Genomic DNA, 18,827 nt, shown 5'->3' with positions numbered 1-18,827 from the left:
ACATGGAAAATAAAACCATTGCACGTACCTTCCGACTGCTTTCCCAATTAATGGAACTGCACCAGGTAAATTCTTTTAAGATTAAATCGGTCGCTAATGCTGCCTTTAAAATAGATAAATTACCCTTTGCTATTAAAGACAAAAGTCTCCAGGAAATAGAACAAATAGATGGACTGGGCAAAAGCATGTCTGCTAAAGTTTGGGAGCTTTTAACAGTAGGCACTATTGCTGATCTGCAACAAATACTCCTGGACACTCCTGAGGGCGTGGTAGAAATGCTCGGCATTAAGGGCATCGGGCCTAAAAAGATTGTAGTCATCTGGAAAGACCTCGGCATCGAGAATGTTGGGGAGCTGTATTATGCCTGCAATGAAAATAGGTTGATCGAAGCTAAAGGTTTCGGACTAAAGACGCAAGAAGAGATTAAGAAAGTTATTGAATTTAAAATGGCTGCCGCCGGTAAGTTTCTTTACGCACAGGCAGAACATTTGGTTAACGAACTTCATGCAGACATTTCTTTATGGCTCAACAACTTTGAAAATGCACCCTTAGTAGAAATTACCGGTGATTTTCGCCGGCGTTGTGAAATTGTTGATGACATTACATTCATCATCGGTACCGACGCCCCGGAAATTACAGCCGAAAAGTTATATCTATTTGAAAGTGTCGAATTTCAAAAACAAGCAGAACTCTCTTATATCGCTGCCACTCCTTTCGGCTTAGAGGTAAAACTATCGTTGGTCAGTAAGGCAGATTTTTACCTACAATTATTAACCTCAACCGGAAATGAAGAACATGTAAAGCAAGTGCTGGCTCTTGCTGGAAATGGCATTTATACTACAGAAGAGGCTATTTATGAAAAAGCAGGCCTAGCTTATATTGCACCGGAATTAAGAGAAGCGACTAATGAAATTGCCTTAGCAAAAGCAAACCAGTTACCTGTATTAATTAAACAGGACGACCTTAAAGGTACGCTGCACAATCACTCCACTTATAGCGATGGTATCCATACGCTGGAACAAATGGCTAACTATTGTAAAAATGATTTAGGCTTAACCTACCTGGGCATATGTGATCACTCCAAATCTGCCTTTTATGCCAATGGCCTTAAAGAACAACGGGTGTATGCACAACATCAGGAAATTGAAGAATTAAACCTCAAATTAGCTCCTTTTAAGATCTTTAAAGGAATAGAAAGTGACATCCTTTATGATGGCTCACTGGATTATGAAGACGAGATTTTGAAAACCTTCGATTTTGTGGTGGCCTCTGTACATAGCAACATCAAAATAGATGAAGAAAAAGCTACTTCAAGGTTAATTAAAGCTATAGAAAATCCTTATACCACTATTCTGGGTCACCCTACAGGCAGGTTATTGCTGAGCCGCAAAGGTTACCCTATAGATTATGCCAAAGTAATTGATGCCTGTGCAGCTAACCAGGTGGTCATTGAAATTAATGCCAACCCTTTACGCTTAGACCTCGACTGGCGCTGGCATCGCTATGCACTTGAAAAAGGTGTTTTGCTTTCTATTAATCCTGATGCTCACCGTATGGAGGGTTTTCACGACATGCATTACGGCACATTAATAGCCAGAAAGGGCGGCTTAACTGCTCACAATTGTTTGAATGCCTTTTCATTGGCAGAGATTACAGAATATTTCCACAAAAAAAGAGATAATACCTACCTTTAGCCGATGATAAGTTCGCTTTGCAATAAGATATTTGAAGATGTGATAAATGATTATCACCAGTATAACAATATTGATCATCAAGTACAAAATCCTTATGCCATCAATACCCTTGAGCATTTATTGTACATGAAATGCTGGATTGATACCGCTCAATGGCATATGGAAGATGTTGTCCGCAATCCAAATATTGATCCTGTAGAAGGCTTACAATGGAAAAGAAGAATTGATAAGTCTAACCAGGAACGTACAGACGTAGTTGAATATATCGATAGCTATTTCTTAGAGGAATATGCAAATATCAGCCCTAAAACGAATGCTAAAGTCAATTCTGAAAGCCCTGCATGGGTTATTGACCGCTTGTCTATCCTGGCGCTGAAAGTATTCCATATGCAGGAAGAAACATTAAGAACGGATGCTTCAGCAGAACACATTAGCACTTGTACCATTAAGTTAAATACCTTGTTAATGCAACGGACAGACCTTTCTTTAAGCCTTGATGAGCTGATGGAAGATATCAAAAATGGTGATAAATACATGAAGGTCTACAAACAGATGAAAATGTATAACGACCCTAGCCTTAATCCTATCCTTTATACAAAAAAATAAGTCATGACCAGGACATCTAAACTTTTGGTGATCCGGTTTTCAGCAATGGGCGATGTAGCGATGACCGCTCCGGTTATCCGTGAGTTGATTGAACAGCATCCCCAAACAACGATTGTAATGGCCACTAGAGGGCTCTTTCAGCCTTTTTTTAAGGGTATTGATCAGCTGCATGTACACTCTTTTAACCCAAAAATGCAGCATAAAGGCTTTTTTGGGTTGCTAAAGTATTTCGTAGAACTCAAACAACAAGACATCACTGCTGTTGCCGATCTGCACAACAACCTTAGGAGTACTATCCTGTGCATTTTGTTTTTTCTTTGCGGCAAAAAAATATGCCGTGTTGATAAAGGCCGTACTGATAAAAAAAAACTGACCCGAAAGGTTAATAAAGTTCTGCAACCCCTTAAAACAACAGTTGAACGCTACGCGGACGTCTTTAGAAAGCTAGGTTATCCTATTAAACTGTCGTATCAACTCCGCAAGCAGCTCATAACAGCAAACCCGGCGCTCCACCCTTTTCTGGGAGAAGTGAAAACACAGCAATTCATTGGCTTTAGTCCTTTTGCACAACATGCCCAGAAAGTTTACCCCTTGGCCAAAACTGAAATGGTATTGTTAAAACTAGCAGAACTGGGTTATAAGGTCTTTGTATTTGGTGGTGGTGATGCAGAAAAAGCCATTGCCGCAGCATGGGAAAGCAAACACCAAAATATAGTATCTGTTATCGGCAAGCTCAATTTAGAAGCTGAACTTGCATTGATCACTCACCTGGACCTGATGGTGAGCATGGATTCTTCTGGAATGCACCTTGCTTCACTTCAAGGAATTCCGGTAATTTCCATCTGGGGCGCTACACATCCTTTTGCTGGATTTATGGGCTACGGTCAATCCATCAATGATGCGGTTCAAATTGACCTGGAATGCAGACCGTGTTCTATTTATGGCAATATCCCCTGCTATAGAGGCGACTTTGCCTGTATGAACAATTTGTCGCCTATTATTGTTATAGATAAAATTATACAGAAACTTAATGGCTAAACAACTACTTTTGGTAAGACATGGAAAATCAGATCATGGTCATCTCCATTTAAAAGACTTCGACAGGCCCCTGAACCACAAAGGCAACAAGAACACTTTTGCCATGGCAGAAAAATTAGCTTCAAAGGAACTCACAGCCCCTTTATTGGTCAGCAGCCCTGCTTTACGTGCCATCAGCACGGCCAGGCACTTTGCCGAAGCCTGGAATATTCCCGAAGATGAAATTCAAAAAGAGCTTTCCATTTATGAGGCTAACACCACGGCCTTACTTCAAGTGGTTAACGGTTTACCCAATGTCTTTGATACCATAGCCATGTTTGGGCATAACCCCGGTTTTACCGATTTCGCCAACTATCTTGCTGATACTGCTATTTATAATATTCCAACCTCTGGTGTGGTCATCTTGAATTTTGATGTGGCCGATTGGGCAGAAATAAGTCACCATACAGGAACCATGTTGTTATTTGATTTCCCTAAAAACACAGAAGAACCGCATTAAAGCTTGTCAAATACAACATAGCATGTAGGTTTGTGAATACCTTAAAACTTAAGGTGTTTTACTGTTAAGCCATTATTGCTTAACTGCTTAAGTGAATCGACCCCAATTCTGAGATGGGTCTCCACGTAATTATTGGTTACACTGCTGTCGCTTTCTGTGGTTTTTACACCTTCAGGAATCATCGGTTGGTCTGATACAAGCAATAAAGCACCCGTAGGGATTTTATTGGCGAAACCTGTGGTAAAAATGGTCGCTGTTTCCATATCTACGGCCATCGCACGCAAACTATTTAAATACTTTTTAAACTTCTTATCATGTTCCCACACCCTACGGTTGGTTGTATAACAAGTTCCTGTCCAGTAATCTCTGGAATGGTCACGTATAGTTGTAGAAATTGCTTTTTGAAGCGCGAAGGCTGGTAACGCTGGCACCTCTGCCGGAAGGTAATCATTTGAAGTACCCTCGCCTCTTATGGCTGCAATTGGAAGAATAAGGTCGCCGATTTGGTTTTTCTTCTTTAGACCACCACATTTACCTAAAAACAACACTGCCTGGGGCTTAATGGCAGATAATAAATCCATCATCGTCGCTGCTAGCGGGCTCCCCATTCCGAAATTAATAATGGTAATGCCATTGGCCGTTACACTTTGCATAGGCTTGTCTATACCCATAATTGGCGCATTGTCGTTCCATTCAGAAAACATCTGCAGGTATTTGCTAAAGTTAGTGAGCAATATATACTTGCTAAACTCTTCTAATGGCCTGCCTGTATAACGTGGAAGCCAGTTTTTAACGATATCTTCTTTTGTTTTTAAGCCCGGTTTAATGGGAGAATCTACTTCTTTAACCTTTTTGACTTTCCCTGAAGCCTTTGCTACTTTCTTAACCTCTTTTTCTTCATTCATATTGTATCTTTTATTTAATCAATACAGCTCAACAGCTGTTCGCCAATTTTGGCTAAAAAACAAGGTAAAAAAAAATCCCCGGATATTCCGGGGATTTTTCTTAAGCTGCCTTTAATTTCTTAAAGTCGGCCTTTTCAAATTTTTCTACTGCGTAATCCAGTGTGATATTCAAGTTCTTCACCGTCGGGTCAGAAGGAATGTCAAACATGGCATCCAGCATAATGGCTTCACAGATGGAGCGTAGCCCCCTTGCGCCAAGCTTATATTCCATTGCTTTATCAACAATAAAATCTAAAACATCGTCTTCAAAAACCAGCTTTACACCTTCAAATTCAAATAACTTCACATATTGGCGGAACAAAGAATTTTTAGGTTCTGTTAGGATGTTCCTTAAAGCTTCCTTGTCCAAAGGATTTAAGTGTGTTAAAACAGGTACACGACCAATTAACTCAGGAATTAAACCGAATGATTTTAAATCCTGTGGTGTAATGTATTTATATAGATTTTTAAGGTCTAAATCAACATCGTCTTTCTTAACTTTGTAACCTACAGCCTGCGTACGCAAACGGTTGGCAATTTTACGTTCAATACCGTCAAAAGCACCACCACAGATAAACAGGATGTTATTGGTATTCACCGGGATCATTTTTTGATCAGGGTGTTTACGTCCGCCCTGAGGGGGAACATTAACAATCGTACCTTCAAGAATCTTTAATAACGCTTGTTGTACACCTTCACCAGAAACATCCCTGGTAATAGAAGGGTTGTCACTTTTACGTGCCACCTTGTCCACTTCATCAATATAGACAATACCGCGTTCTGCAGATGCCACATCGTAATCTGCTGCCTGTAATAAACGGGTGAGGATACTCTCTACATCTTCTCCAACATATCCTGCTTCAGTCAATACCGTAGCATCGCAAATACAAAAAGGTACATGCAAAATTTTAGCAATAGTTTTTGCTAAAAGAGTTTTTCCTGTTCCAGTTTCACCAACAAGCATGATGTTAGATTTCTCAATCTCTACTTCATCTTCCTGGTTAACTTTTTGGCTTAGCCTTTTATAATGGTTATAAACGGCTACAGAAAGTACTTTTTTTGCTGCATCCTGACCAATAACATACTGGTCAATGTGCTGCTTAATTTCTAAAGGTTTCAATAAGGTTACTGCAGCATCTAAGCTTTTAGCTTTCTTATTACCTAACTCCTGAACCAATAACTGGTTGGCCTGGGCAACACATTTATCACATATAAATGCATCTAAACCTTCAATAAGCATTAAAGTATCCTGCTTACCAGAACCGCAAAAAGAACAGCGGGATTCTTTATTTTGTTTAGCCATTTTATTATTTATTGTTTACTCCTCCTAACACCTCATCAATCATTCCAAAGTCTTTGGCTTCTCCTGATGTCATCCAGTAATCGCGGTCTGAAGCTTTTTCAACCCACTCATACGTCTGACCAGAATGATCGGCGATGATGTCATATAATTCTTTCTTTAATTTAAGCATTTCTCTTAAATTGATCTCCATATCAGATGCCACACCTTGTGCACCTCCAGATGGCTGGTGGATCATTACCCTGGAGTGTTTCAATGCTGCACGTTTTCCTTTTGCACCTGCAACAAGTAAAACAGCACCCATTGAAGCAGCCATACCTGTACAGATAGTAGCTACATCTGGCGTAATGTATTGCATGGTATCATAAATACCTAAACCTGCATAAACAGAGCCTCCGGGAGAATTGATATAAATCTGTATATCCCTATTGTTATCTGTTGATTGTAAAAACAGCAATTGAGCCTGTATAATATTGGCGTTTCCTTCATGAATCGCATCACCTAAAAAGATAATCCTGTCCATCATTAAACGTGAAAAAACATCCATTTGTGCTACATTAAGCTGGCGTTCTTCAATAATATAGGGTGTCATGCTTTTTGGCGACATATTGGTCTGACCAATAAATCTATCAACGTTTAAACCGTTTATGCGATGATGCTTAACTGCGTATTTTCTAAATTCGTCTTTATCGATCTTCATAAGTATCTATATTTTATAAAACTAAATTGATGATTTAATATTGTATTCTAAAATTAATTAGCTTATATATAGATAAGGCGGCCTTAAAAAAGCCGCCTTATCTTTAAATTATACCAGGAAGTGTAAAATAGGATCTACACTAATGCTACAAATTTATTATAAGCTATTTCTGTTTGATTTAAAGTAGCAACCGATTTAATGTATTCAAATACTTTAATCGCTTTCACTTCTTCAAATATGCGGTTAGCATTGTCTTTTTCCTGAAGAAAAGTAGCAGTGTACTGTGCTAACTGATCTTCTGGCATTGGAGCAGGGCTATACATTCTGAACTGTGCATCTAAACGTTGTTTAGCCGTCTGGAAAACATCTTCATATTTAATTTCGATGTTGTTATCTTTAATTAATTTGTTCTCAATTAAAGTCCATTTAAGGTTTTTTGCAAAATCATTGTATCCTTCTGCTAATTCCTCATCAGTTAATTTTTCGTTGGTTGCTTTTAGCCATTTCTTCAAAAACTCATCAGGCAACTCAATGTTTACACCATCAACAAGTTGTGTATACATGTCATTTTGCAATTTGCGATCCGCATCTTGTTTGAACATGCTTTCCACTTCTTCTGTGATTTTAGTTATAAAACCAGCTTCGTCTGTTACTACACCTTCACCAAATATTTTATCAAAGAACTCTTGGTTTAAATCTGATTCTTCTAACCGGTTTACATTTTTAATGGTAGCCTGGAATTTAGCATCAAGTTCAGCAGCCTCTTCTTCGCTAATGTTTAATAACTTAGCAATGATTCCTGCATTTTTATCGAATGCCTTTTGAACATCCAATTCAACAACATCGTCCTTTTTTAAACCAATTAAAGTTTTCAAGATTTTCTTGTCTTTAATGGCATCCAAACGGATAGACCCTGTTGCTGTTATGCCACCTTCAAAAACTGAACCATCAGCAGAAAGTTGTGTTAATTCGGCATAAAGTACGTCATCCTCTGCCGAAACTTCAGGATTTGTCATTTTGCCATAGCTGCGACGGATATTTCTAATGCGGGAAGCAAGGGTTTCTTCATCTGCCTTTACCACATATTCTGTAAATACATCTTTAGCTGAAATTTCAATCTCTACTGCAGGAGCTAAACCAATTTCATAGTCAAATTCAAAAGAATCTGTGCCATCCCATTTGTAAGCTGTAGCATCATCCATGATCGGTAATGGTTGACCAAGGACTTCAATTTTATTGTCAGTTAAATATTTCGTTAACGTCTCACTTAATAAGTTGTTTATTTCTTCTACAAGGATGCTTTTTCCATGCGTTCTTTTGATATGCCCTACTGGTACCATTCCTTTACGGAATCCTGGGAGAGTGGCTTTTTTTGCTTGATCTTTTAGGGTTTTTTCAACCTTTTCAGTATAATCTTCAGGTGCTATTTTAATTTTTACAACTGCATTTAAGTCGTTAATTTTTTCCTGTGTAATATTCATATGTCCGAATCAATATTTAAGTTCTAAATTATACAAAAATTCCCCCGAAATTTTCGGAGGAATCAATTTTTGTGCGGATGAAGGGACTCCACCTGCTCAATTAAATTCCCGTTTGAGAGGGCAAAACTATCAATATTTCTTGATTTTGCTTTATTTTTTTTATTATTTGTGTCCATGTCGTGTCAGATAAAGTGCGGAGTGTTCCCTCTAAACAAAAGCGTTAATGATAAATTTTAGCTTATTACTTCTTATCCAAACTGTATACGTCCCTAACCAATTTTGCTACAACTTTTTCCAGGTCATCAATTCTTGCGGCATCCTGGAGAATCCTTGCCTTTAAATCAGTGGTATCCGTCAATAAGGTTTTCTTATCCAGTTCGCTAACTTTACGCCTGCCGGTGCCAGCATAATACCAGTTGAAGTTAAGCTTATATTTAAAGTGCATATCTCTGATCAGCGTGGGCGGGATTTTAAGATCTCCAGATAACCATTTGCTGACTGTTGATTGTGGCTTTTTACTTAAGATAACCAAATCACTTTGCTCTATATTTTCCAGTTCCATAAACATCCTAAGACGTTCTTTTTCTTGATTGATCATAATATTTTATAGCGTTATACAGGTTGTTTTAGTGTGTAGGCTGGTATTATTATTTTACAATTTATTCACTATATTCAATTTTAAACAGCTGCAATAGAGTTATGTTACCTGAGGCGTGAATATTTCACATCATGCCTCAGGTAACAATAAGATTTTAATTCATTCTTTCTTTAGCCTGAATTTGTTCGTTGTACCAGAATTTTTGAGTTGAAAAATCTAATGGCCAATCGCGTTGCGCTTTTCGTTTAATCGGTCCTGCTTTAATAGTTTTCATGTACTGATAATCCTCCATCTCTTGGTGTACCCAAAATTCCTGAGTAGAATAATCATCAGGCCAGTCCTCTTTAGCTTTAGCTTTTAATTTTAAAAGTATTGCATTATCTTCCGGGTCAGCCTGAACTTCGGGCTTAGGAGATACATTCTCAATTTGAGTTGTTGAAGCTTCTGTTGACGTGCTGTCGTCCGGGGTAGTGCTGTTGGCAAACATTCCTCTTAAAATACCTAAAGCAATAAATCCAAGAAATACGTACAGTATTACTTTGCCGACTGTTAGTTTCTTTTTGGGTTTAATTAATGGCGGATGAAAACCACCAGCTAAGCTGCCGTTCGCTAAGACATTTGACGTCGCACTAAGAATATCTTCTATATTTTTCCTATTCTTACCCATATCAAATGCGCCGCCCATTAAAATACCTGTCTTAGGGCTAGAGGTTATCTGAATTTTAGTTTTTGATTCACTTATTTCAATTAATTGAATTGGAATATTTTCACCCCAGGACGCTAAGCTTACTCCTGCTTTAACGAGCACCCTACCCATTAACTTGTCGGATTTTTCGATTTTGAGTCCAGAGATTGAAGGTATAGCAATGCATAATGCATCGAATACTTGGTTTTTAGAGAAAGGAAACTCACTTTCTCCGTTGTGGTCTAATAAAGCCATTTTTGTTTTTTGTTTGCGTTAATTATATGTTCGTGTTTTTTATACTCAATTATTAATCATTCCTTATGCGTGTTTTATATTAATGTAAAACCTAGCCTGGTAGCTTCTCTTTTAAAACCAAGTATTAGTTCACCCATCTTATCCAGATCCTGTTGACTTGCTTTAACTTTTATTGCTAATGACATTTCTACCGTCTGATTTGAGCTATACATATTGACATTTGGCTCAGCCACTATTGACTGCAAATCCGCTGGCTTGGGGGAGATAATTTTATTTGAATTGTAATAATAATCTGTGAAATCAATTCCCGTAACATCCTTTAACAAAGTAAGAAAGGGTAAGTCAAAGGACTTTCTTCTGTCTATTTGATTAATCACCTGCTTGCTTACATTCATCTTTTTAGCTACGGCAGATTGATTCAATCCTTTGTCTTTTAAAGCCTCTTTGATTAGTTCTCCCAGGGATTTTCCTTCTTTATTTGACATATGACAAATTTATAGCGCTATTAGTCAACACGTTAAATACTTTTGCATGGTTTATGTTTACTTTTAAATGTTTTACTATTGCAAAAGTCAATATTGTTGTTGACTTTTGTTAAGCATTAATAGTAACAAAGAAATAACAAATACAGTAACATCACAATAGCATTTTTCTGCCATGTTTAGCAAAAAGGAATTAAATAATATAAAGAAAAAACTTCCAAAGGGAGCCTATAAAACCATTGCTGAAAAGTTGGGTGGTGGTATTTCTGCGGCTTCAGTGAAGATGATATTCAATTATCCTGAACGATATAGAAAAGAAGTATTTGATATGGCTACAATTGTTATTAAAGAGCATAAACAACAGGTTGCAGAAGAAAAAGCAGCATATAAAAAAGCTATCAAATGAATTTAGTCGACCACAACCAACGTATACCAGCCGGTATTGTAGACGGTTCAGTTGAATTTTTTATTTTTCAGGCTGAAATCATGTGTATGTACAATGGCAAAAGATATTCTTTTGATGACTTTCCATCTGAAGTTATTGCAATTGTAAATGCCGAAATGGAGAAGGATCCAATTGCGATTGCTTGTTTGATCGCCTGGGGTATGGTTGACTTAGCAACTCAGATGCGTCAGTTCATCGCATGCAAATGGGGTGGTTATGATAGTAATCCAGATATTTCTCCCGATGGAAAAATACAACCAGCGGAATATATTGAATGCGGCCGCCGTGGCATGTGTCCATACGAAGGGAAACTTTGCTCTTCCATTAAACTTCAACACGGCATATTGACCAAAAGTGAAGTAGCAGTATTGAAATGCCTTGGTGAATGTCTCCTGGATAAAGAGATTGCTGATAAACTTAATATCAGTGAGCATACTTTACGCCACCATAAAGATAGTATCTGCCGTAAAAGCGGATTAGAAAGAAAACCTGCCTTAGTTGGCTTGGCTTATAAACTTGGACTTGTAACATTTTAGAACACGAACACCGTATGCAACTAAAAGGCTTCAAAAAATTAACACACTCACTTGGGATTATTAATGATGCAATCCGTGAGTTTCCACCCCTACTTGATACACTAGGCCCTGCAGTAGGAGAAATTATTGAGATCCTGGCTAACGAGAAATGCGATATGATCGAAAAAGATCCATCACTGAAGGGAAAGCTTGATGATATCTTTAAGGAGTACGTAGATAAGGAGCTAAGGTAATGATGCGAATTGCCTATATAGCTGAAGAGGAGCCTATACCAAAACCTAAGAAGCTGACTAAAAAAGAAATTCTGCACCGGGCTGCGGTTGAAACGCTAACTGTCAAAAAAGCTCATGACCGGATAAGGGCAAACGAAATGTTTGCTGCGGAAATAAAAGAAATTGAAGTACTGGAGGCACAGCTTGCCGAATTAAAATTGCAGAATAACACCTTTTAAAACTATTGCTATGAAATGTTTTACTAATCCTAAATTCCAAAACACAGCTAACATCTGTATTATTAATGTCTTTTACACGGAGCTTAAGAATGCTGAACGCAAGAGGCTTATTAAGATTACGGCCAAGGCAACAGTGTTATCAGTCTTTTTTTTGACCATTGTGTTTGCCTGGTCTATACTAGGTAACTGATTCAAATTTTGAATACTTTGAATATGAAACACACCACTTTAGACACTCAAAAACTTAACCAGGTACAGGACTTAATGTCGGTATTTAAGGATAGGTATTCAGGCAAAGCGAAAGCGGTTAAAACAGCAGATCTATTGTTTCATTTAAAGGCATCTGGCAAGGGAATTATATCCCCTCAGACACTTAGAGAGCTGTTAGGTTACATCAGGCACAATGATTTGTTATCGCCTGGCTTCATTGTCAGCAACGTCAATATTGGTTATTGGCTAAGCTTTGAAAAGGAAGAACTGAGCGGGTATTTAGATCAGGAGCTTAACCGAATGAGTAACCAGTTTCAAAACTTACAGCTGCTGCACCAACGCACTAAATATGGCCAGAAAACGGCCTTAAAAACCCAACAGAGTTTATTTTAAAACCTATATACAACCCGCCATGCACAAAAAACAAAATCCAACAGGTGTAATTCCTGTGGGGCAACGGTCCTGCCAGATAGGACCGGGCATATGGATGCTACTACCATTTGACATCCGGCCAGAAGTAAAAGCCGAAAGGATCAATAACTATCTGAATAAGGCTAACAAAGAACCAGTAATGTTTAACCCAAAAAGGAAAATATAATGAATGAGGATCACTATATTCAACCGATACAGCAATCAGATCAAGGCTTAGCAAACAGCTTTACAGGTCGCCTGATTGACTACATCAACCCTACCCCTGCAATGATATCCCTTCAGGATATTTCCACAGGCTTAACAAACATTTGCCGCTTCGGAGGTCAGATTAAAGATTTCTATTCTGTTGCTGAGCACACGATGTTGGTTTGGCACCTTTGCCCAGATCACTTAAAACAAGCCGCTTTATTGCATGATGCTGCGGAGGCTTACCTGGGCGATGTCATTAAGCCTTTAAAAATGTTAATCCAGGACTGCTATGGTCCAATAGAAGAAAAGTTTGAGAAAGTGATCTTTCAAAAGTTTGGTGTGGACCTTAATTTATTAACAGAAGTTAAGCACTATGATATTCAGGCGCTGGAAATTGAAAACAATTATTTCCGTTTCGGCAATCTTGACTTCATATCCAAATTCTATGACATCAATGAAGAACTGTACTTCGGTAAAACAATAAAAGAAAAGTTTTACATGCTTTTAAGGTCTGAGTTTTCACATAGAGAAATTGGGGGTTAAATATGAACTGGCAATTAATAACTTTTGAACAGGCAGTTCAATTAAAGGCTTTAAATGTTAGCCAGGCAAGTAAGTATTCATGGTTTGGCAACCCTGATCATATTACAGAACTAAATGAGCGGTGGATCTGGACGGACACTACAGAGGCGGTCAATTCTATTGACCAAGAGCATAGACATGATATTGGCGTTTCAATTCCTGTTGCGTCAGCTTACACCTTATCTGAGTTAGCTATAATGTTAGGCTACAGCTTCGTTCCATCCAACGTAAAAGACGCTGCGGAAAAATTAATTAACGAGATCAAAACCGGCACATCCACTATTAAGGATATCAATGCCAGGTTAATTGAGGCTCAATCATTAAACCTGGTTAAACAATAAATCTATGTTATCATTTTACGAAGCGGCTTTAAGGTCGTTATCAGTCCACAGGGTTGGCAACAAAGCGAACGACGAATTTTTTGTTCTTTCTGACAATGAGTTGGAATTAACAGCTGACCAGGCTAACTACTTCCTTCACTATTTTCTTAGCCCTTTTGCGAAGGTCAATGAAGTTTTTAACTTCTACCACCCAAATGGTGATTTAAGATTAAACGATATACATGCCAAAGCTGACATGGCATTTAAAAGTTATTCGCCGGACTTCCACTGGATCACACAACGTATAGCTGAATTTCTATATGAGGTAACCAACCATCCTAAAATCAAATCAGGTGAGCTTTATGTAGCCTACTTTGAAAACATTCAATTTGAAGGTGAGCTGCACCATGCTGTAGGTATTTTCAAATCGGAGAACAAAGAAACCTACCTAAAAGTAAATCCAGTACAGGAAGGCTTTAATATTCAGTTTGAAAACGAGGCGGTCAACATTTCCAACCTGGATAAAGGGTGCCTGATCATTAATGCTGAATCTGAAAAAGGATTTACAGTACTATGCCTGGATGAAAAAAGCAAAGATAGTTCTTACTGGAAAGATGAATTTTTAAGATTAAAGGTGGTGAATGATGATTACCAGCAAACATCAAACATGATCAGCCTTTGCAAAAACTTCATTACCTCCAAACTGGATGAAGATTTCGACATTTCAGAAGGCGCAAAAGCAGCCCTTTTAAACAAGTCTGCCCAGTACTTCAAGGATAAGGAAAGCTTTGATGTAGACGAGTACTCCAGTGAGGTCCTGAACAATGAACAGGCAAAGGAATCCTTTAAGCAGTATAAAAGCATTTACGATGAAGATTTTGATGCGAATATTCCATCATGCTTTAACATCTCTGGGGCTGCGGTTAAAAAGCAATCTAAAAAATTCAAGAGCATCATTAAGCTGGATAAAAACTTTCATATCTACATCCATGGCAGCAGTGATTTAATAGAACGCGGCTTTGATGAAGAGAAAAGCTTGAACTATTATAAAGTCTATTACAAAGAAGAGTCCCTTTAGTTAAATTATATGTCAAACATCCAACAAACCACTGATTACAGCATTTTCAAGCAGATAGTCAGTAATAGAGAAGTTGATCAGGCGCACGTCAATAAGCTTGTTAAATCAATTTCTAAGAACAACCTGCTTCATTTAAATCACATTGTAGTCAATCCAGGAATGGAAGTGATTGATGGGCAACACCGTTTAGAGGCTGCAGAGAAATTGGGATTACCAATATTTTATATTGTTGATGCTGCTGTGAGCAAAAAAGACCTTAGTGACTTGAATTCGGTTAAGAAAAACTGGAGCACCATGGATTACATTAATTATTGGGCCATAGAGAAAGCACCAGGCTTTGATGTGCTAAGCAAGTTTTTGTCTGAGCATTCAAAATTACCTCCATCAACAGCCTTAATGCTTTTATCCCTGGAAGGTAAGCGTGACATGTCTGCCTTAAAAAGTGGTTCAGTGGATGTATTGAATATTAATGAAGCTACTGAAGTTGCCGGTGTATTAAAGAAGTTTCGGAATATCATTGACTGGGCCTATGATAGAAACTTTGTCCTGGCTATTTATAAGCTGATTAAAACCGGCAAGTATGATCCAGCCGTGATGGAAAAGAAACTTGAAACTCAATCCAGATCACTGGTAAAATGCATTAATGTAAAGCAGTATGTGGAGCTGCTGGAGGAAATCTACAATCGCGGATCCCACAATAAAATTTCATTCAAATACAGCTAAAGCAATTGTCAAATATTTTCAAAGTAACATTATGCAAGCATCAGATATATTCACGAACATCATCTCTACATATTTAAAAAATTTAGCTGAAAAAGACCCACTATTTGCTGTAACGCTGGGAAAGCCTAAAAAATCTATAAAAGAATGTATTACCTACATACTTAATGAGGTCAAGAAAAGTGGTCGTAATGGATTTGGTGATGAAGAGGTATTTGGCATGGCTGTTCATTACTATGATGAAAACGATGTTCAGCCAGGTCCTAAAATAAATTGTACCGTGGTTGTAAACCAGTCGCTTGATGCAAAAATACCGAATACCAATACTAAATTAAACAAGAAAAAAGCCCCTAAACAGGCAACTGCAATAGAATTAGTCCCTGTTAATCAAACCTCTTTATTTTAATTAGCTATGAGACCACAATCAAAACGCCAGGTACGTGTGAATGACCTTAGTCTTCGTCTTCCTAAATTGGCTGATAAGCTTGAAGCTTGGGCATTTAAAAACTGTATCGACCATATTGGGTACAGAAATAAAATGTGGACGAACTGTTTAAGCTGCGGCCAGGTGTGGCCAACTACATCGCTGAGGATTAAATCTGAGGTTTGTCCTGGGTGTAATTGGAAATTATGTTTAGAAACCACACAAAAGCAAAAATCAAGGCAACAAGCCAGGTTCGCGGTTCTCGAAGTTATGGAAGAATTTCAGGTGGTTAGATACTTTCATATTGACTGCCGTATGAAATCAAAGCAAAAGCCGGAATGCTATACCAGGGAAATCATGCAGCATTGGATATTGCCTAACGGGGAGTTTGAAATTATGAGTGTCCAAGTGGGTGGAATGGGGTTGTCGTATGATCATTTTTGCAGTGGTGAAATGAGCCTGAAAAGTAAGCGTGATCAATGGAAGTATAACATTCAGGTTTATAAAATATACCCTGAAATGGATTTGCAGCCGGAGTACATGCGTAACGGATTTACTTCAAAGGTTACCTCTATAATTCCTTTTAACCTTCTCAGGAGCCTTGTTAATGACACGAAAGCTGAAACGCTTATAAAGTCTAAGCAAATGGATCTATTGCGTGTTCACCTGGGCGACCGGAGTAGCGGAAGTTATCGCCATTGGCCATCCATTAAAATATGTATCCGTACTGGCTACATTGTAAAGGATGCCATCACCTGGCTTGATTACCTCGATCTGCTTGACTGGTTTGGAAAAGACCTTCGTAACGCAAAGTATGTGTGTCCAAAAAATTTAAAGGATGAACATGATCGGCTGGTTAAGAAGAAAACCGAAATACAGAAAAGGCAAGACATTGAAAAGAGAATGAAGCAGGCTGAATCTGATCAGGTGGAATACGCCAAGGCCAAAGCAGCTTTCTTCGGTATATCCTTTACTGATAAAGACCTTGAAATTAAAGTTTTGGAAAGTGTTCAGGAATTTATTGAAGAAGCAGATACACATAAGCATTGCGTGTATTCTAACAGATACTTTACAAAAGAAGACTCGTTAGTGTTTTCGGCCAGAGTAAAGGGTAAGCCAGTCGAAACAGTTGAGGTGTCATTGTCCGGAATGAAGATATTGCAATCAAGAGGTCTACAAAATAAATTGACTGAATACCATGATCAGATAATTGAATTGGTAAACAGCAATATGCAAGTCATAATCAAGCGGGTTCAACAACTTAAAGCGGCATAGCGCAATGAAACAATTTCAAGCCCTTTTCCACTCGACAAAGCTTACGGCTAATGAGATGGCGGATGTATTTGAAAGCTTCATTTCAGGTGCTGCGCTCGACGAATTGGCAGAAAAATATAAACTACCATCAGCTCTAATTTACACCTACCTGTACCGGCATTATTACGGAGTAGTTCCCAAAGAGAATCAAATAAAAATAACATTAAAAAGTAAAGTGTAATGGCTGAGAGAAAGAAATCATTCGTGTTGTATTCTGACCTATTGCATACAGTAGCAAAAATGCCAAAAGATAAGGCTGGAGAGCTTTTTTTAATCATTCTCCAGTATGTTAATGACTTAAATCCAGTAGTTAATGATTTACTAGTTGACATCGTTTTCGAGCCTATAAAGCAGCAAATGAATAGAGATTCAGTTAAGTGGGATGCTACTAGGGAAAAAAGATCTGAGGCAGGAAAAGCTAGTGCTGCGGCTAAGAAAAAAAGCAGCAAAACCGATCAAAAATCAACAAAACCAACAAGTGTTAACACACCTAAACAAACATCAACACATGTTGATTCTGTTGAAAAAAAACCAACAAAATCAACTGTTAATGTAAATGGTAATGTAAATGTTAATGTAATAAATATAGAAGTAGAAGAAGAAGAGATTTTACAAAATGAAAATTTTGAAGAAACAGAAGAAATAATTATTCCACCACTAGTGGAAGGTGCGGTAAACGAAGAAGAAAAAATTGCGTCGATAAATTTTTTAAAAGGTCATTCAATGTTTACCCTAATTCAAAAACAGCAAAGCTTAAAGCCGCCGGAAGTAATTAAGCTTTTTGAAACTTTTTATGAAACAAAAAGTGTGCTCCGCGAAATTTCCGGAAAATCAAAAGATGAAGTCTTAAGACACTTCCTCTACTGGGTGCCAAAGTACCAAACAACAAAATCACAACCAAGACCAGTAAAAAACATCCCAAATGGAACTCCAAATCATTTCACCCCAAGAAATAGAACGACAGCTGCCCGTGCTGATGAACTGCGGGATGATAGAAATCTCCTTGTTGACAGCCTCCGCGGTTTACTGCGAGGAACAGCACCTAAAGAGTGAAATTGATTGCTTCCATAGTCAATCCAAAACTTTTGGATATCTCGAAGCAAACTATCCAAAAGCAGGTTTAGCGCTGATGGTTGTGTTGGTGGGGGAATTGGCCAACTCGTTCAATATCGGCAAAAACATGAGTGCGTTTCAGGTTACAGATACTGCTATGATGATTTTAAGGGAGTACCCTGAGCTCAAAGTCGATGATGTGGCATTATGTTTTACTAAAGCAAAACAAAACGCATACGGTGAAGTGTATGACCGTTTGGATAGTTCAATCATTTTCAAGTGGCTTGAACGATTCCTGGCTGACAAGCATGAGCAAGTGGAATATTACTGGAAGCACCAGCAATTAGCCCTAAAAGTTGAAAATGCAACGCCACTACTGGAAGCACCAAAGGCTGCGGATAATGATACAGCATTGAAATATCTGAAAAAAATCAGAAAGGATGTTGTTGAAATCCAAAAGCGAAACTACCGGGTTAAAAAAATGACTTTGGCCAAGCCGGTAGCAGAAAACATAATTTATCAGGTTCACCAGGTATTCATTCAAAATTTCAAGGAGCTGTACGAAGCTGAGATCTGGGAGGATCCCTCAAAATCAACGGGCACGAGGTTCGTCAATTGCTGCGGTAAACGATTAGACATTGGGGAGTACATCCAAAAAAAACACATGCAGCTAATCAACTATTACCGAAAGGTGAATTACTATTTCGGGATTGAGGATCCTGCCTATCCTGTTTACATCCCCCCTCCTATGCCTGACTTCAGTAATCAAAATGAACCCAAGAAAAATGAGG

Annotated in this window: 25 protein-coding genes; 18 read left to right on the top strand and 7 right to left on the bottom strand. The window is 38.2% G+C overall.

The window, feature by feature from the left end; all coding sequences use genetic code 11:
- The first annotated feature begins 2 nt into the window (after positions 1–2).
- Genes ACR2F7_RS15270 through ACR2F7_RS15255 form a run of 4 tightly spaced genes read left to right on the top strand, consistent with a single transcriptional unit; the run spans position 3 to position 3,837 of the window.
- The gene (locus ACR2F7_RS15270; protein ID WP_432714409.1) at positions 3–1,694 is read left to right on the top strand and encodes a helix-hairpin-helix domain-containing protein; all 1,692 of its coding nucleotides are present in this window, start codon (positions 3–5) and stop codon (positions 1,692–1,694) included.
- A 3-nt stretch (positions 1,695–1,697) separates the two neighbouring features.
- Positions 1,698–2,300 (top strand): DUF4254 domain-containing protein, encoded by a 603-nt coding sequence (locus tag ACR2F7_RS15265; RefSeq protein WP_432714408.1) that lies wholly within the window; start codon positions 1,698–1,700, stop codon positions 2,298–2,300.
- Between the two features lie 3 nt (positions 2,301–2,303).
- Positions 2,304–3,338 (top strand): glycosyltransferase family 9 protein, encoded by a 1,035-nt coding sequence (locus ACR2F7_RS15260; protein WP_432714407.1) that lies wholly within the window; start codon positions 2,304–2,306, stop codon positions 3,336–3,338.
- Positions 3,331–3,837: a SixA phosphatase family protein gene (locus ACR2F7_RS15255; protein ID WP_432714406.1), complete on the top strand. Its 507-nt coding sequence runs from the start codon at positions 3,331–3,333 to the stop codon at positions 3,835–3,837. The genes ACR2F7_RS15260 and ACR2F7_RS15255 overlap by 8 nt, the downstream gene beginning before the upstream one ends.
- 41 nt (positions 3,838–3,878) lie before the next feature.
- Here ACR2F7_RS15255 and ACR2F7_RS15250 read toward each other — a convergent pair whose 3' ends face one another.
- From ACR2F7_RS15250 to ACR2F7_RS15220, 7 genes are all read right to left on the bottom strand, one after another.
- A complete protein-coding gene (locus tag ACR2F7_RS15250) occupies positions 3,879–4,742 on the bottom strand; it encodes an AMP nucleosidase (RefSeq protein ID WP_432714405.1) in 864 nt (287 codons plus the stop codon).
- Between the two features lie 100 nt (positions 4,743–4,842).
- The gene (clpX, locus tag ACR2F7_RS15245) at positions 4,843–6,084 is read right to left on the bottom strand and encodes an ATP-dependent Clp protease ATP-binding subunit ClpX (RefSeq protein WP_432714404.1); all 1,242 of its coding nucleotides are present in this window, start codon (positions 6,082–6,084) and stop codon (positions 4,843–4,845) included.
- Between the two features lie 4 nt (positions 6,085–6,088).
- On the bottom strand, positions 6,089–6,781 hold the full coding sequence (clpP, locus tag ACR2F7_RS15240; protein WP_432714403.1) for an ATP-dependent Clp endopeptidase proteolytic subunit ClpP: 693 nt from the start codon (positions 6,779–6,781) through the stop codon (positions 6,089–6,091).
- A gap of 134 nt (positions 6,782–6,915) precedes the next feature.
- Positions 6,916–8,262, bottom strand: a complete 1,347-nt coding sequence (tig, locus tag ACR2F7_RS15235) for a trigger factor (RefSeq protein ID WP_432714402.1) — start codon at positions 8,260–8,262, stop codon at positions 6,916–6,918.
- Between the two features lie 241 nt (positions 8,263–8,503).
- Positions 8,504–8,860 carry a hypothetical protein gene (locus ACR2F7_RS15230; protein WP_432714401.1) on the bottom strand — a complete coding sequence of 119 codons (357 nt, stop codon included), beginning with the start codon at positions 8,858–8,860 and terminating at the stop codon, positions 8,504–8,506.
- A 154-nt stretch (positions 8,861–9,014) separates the two neighbouring features.
- A complete protein-coding gene (locus tag ACR2F7_RS15225; protein ID WP_432714400.1) occupies positions 9,015–9,800 on the bottom strand; it encodes a hypothetical protein in 786 nt (261 codons plus the stop codon).
- 74 nt (positions 9,801–9,874) lie between these two features.
- Entirely contained in the window at positions 9,875–10,285 is a 411-nt protein-coding gene (locus tag ACR2F7_RS15220) for a helix-turn-helix domain-containing protein (protein WP_432714399.1), read from the bottom strand.
- A 172-nt stretch (positions 10,286–10,457) separates the two neighbouring features.
- Between ACR2F7_RS15220 and ACR2F7_RS15215 the strand changes: the two genes are divergently transcribed.
- From ACR2F7_RS15215 to ACR2F7_RS15150, 14 genes are all read left to right on the top strand, one after another.
- On the top strand, positions 10,458–10,688 hold the full coding sequence (locus ACR2F7_RS15215) for a hypothetical protein (RefSeq protein ID WP_432714398.1): 231 nt from the start codon (positions 10,458–10,460) through the stop codon (positions 10,686–10,688).
- A complete protein-coding gene (locus ACR2F7_RS15210) occupies positions 10,685–11,263 on the top strand; it encodes a response regulator transcription factor (protein WP_432714397.1) in 579 nt (192 codons plus the stop codon). Before ACR2F7_RS15215 ends, ACR2F7_RS15210 begins: the two co-directional genes overlap by 4 nt.
- Before the next feature lie 14 nt (positions 11,264–11,277).
- A complete protein-coding gene (locus tag ACR2F7_RS15205) occupies positions 11,278–11,496 on the top strand; it encodes a hypothetical protein (RefSeq protein WP_432714396.1) in 219 nt (72 codons plus the stop codon).
- Positions 11,496–11,714 (top strand): hypothetical protein, encoded by a 219-nt coding sequence (locus ACR2F7_RS15200; protein ID WP_432714395.1) that lies wholly within the window; start codon positions 11,496–11,498, stop codon positions 11,712–11,714. Before ACR2F7_RS15205 ends, ACR2F7_RS15200 begins: the two co-directional genes overlap by 1 nt.
- Before the next feature lie 213 nt (positions 11,715–11,927).
- Entirely contained in the window at positions 11,928–12,317 is a 390-nt protein-coding gene (locus ACR2F7_RS15195; protein WP_432714394.1) for a hypothetical protein, read from the top strand.
- A gap of 204 nt (positions 12,318–12,521) precedes the next feature.
- Positions 12,522–13,088 carry a hypothetical protein gene (locus ACR2F7_RS15190; protein ID WP_432714393.1) on the top strand — a complete coding sequence of 189 codons (567 nt, stop codon included), beginning with the start codon at positions 12,522–12,524 and terminating at the stop codon, positions 13,086–13,088.
- Between the two features lie 2 nt (positions 13,089–13,090).
- Positions 13,091–13,468, top strand: a complete 378-nt coding sequence (locus ACR2F7_RS15185) for a hypothetical protein (protein WP_432714392.1) — start codon at positions 13,091–13,093, stop codon at positions 13,466–13,468.
- Positions 13,469–13,472: 4 nt separating this feature from the next.
- Complete coding sequence (locus ACR2F7_RS15180; RefSeq protein WP_432714391.1) at positions 13,473–14,525, top strand: nucleoid-associated protein; 1,053 nt, start codon at positions 13,473–13,475, stop codon at positions 14,523–14,525.
- 9 nt (positions 14,526–14,534) lie between these two features.
- Entirely contained in the window at positions 14,535–15,248 is a 714-nt protein-coding gene (locus ACR2F7_RS15175) for a ParB/Srx family N-terminal domain-containing protein (protein WP_432714390.1), read from the top strand.
- Between the two features lie 31 nt (positions 15,249–15,279).
- Positions 15,280–15,651, top strand: coding sequence for a PcfK-like family protein (locus tag ACR2F7_RS15170; RefSeq protein ID WP_432714389.1), 372 nt, complete (start codon positions 15,280–15,282; stop codon positions 15,649–15,651).
- A gap of 6 nt (positions 15,652–15,657) precedes the next feature.
- The gene (locus tag ACR2F7_RS15165; protein WP_432714388.1) at positions 15,658–16,944 is read left to right on the top strand and encodes a PcfJ domain-containing protein; all 1,287 of its coding nucleotides are present in this window, start codon (positions 15,658–15,660) and stop codon (positions 16,942–16,944) included.
- 4 nt (positions 16,945–16,948) lie between these two features.
- Positions 16,949–17,164, top strand: coding sequence for a hypothetical protein (locus ACR2F7_RS15160; RefSeq protein ID WP_432714387.1), 216 nt, complete (start codon positions 16,949–16,951; stop codon positions 17,162–17,164).
- Complete coding sequence (locus ACR2F7_RS15155; RefSeq protein ID WP_432714386.1) at positions 17,164–18,036, top strand: DUF6291 domain-containing protein; 873 nt, start codon at positions 17,164–17,166, stop codon at positions 18,034–18,036. Before ACR2F7_RS15160 ends, ACR2F7_RS15155 begins: the two co-directional genes overlap by 1 nt.
- Positions 17,960–18,827, top strand: an 868-nt coding sequence (locus ACR2F7_RS15150) for a DUF6633 family protein (protein WP_432714436.1), incomplete at its 3' end; no start/stop codon positions are given. The genes ACR2F7_RS15155 and ACR2F7_RS15150, both read left to right, overlap by 77 nt.

Origin of the sequence: Pedobacter sp. (assembly GCF_045628745.1) — a bacterium.
GTDB lineage: Bacteria > Bacteroidota > Bacteroidia > Sphingobacteriales > Sphingobacteriaceae > Pedobacter.
This window is presented reverse-complemented; position numbering and strand designations above follow the sequence as displayed.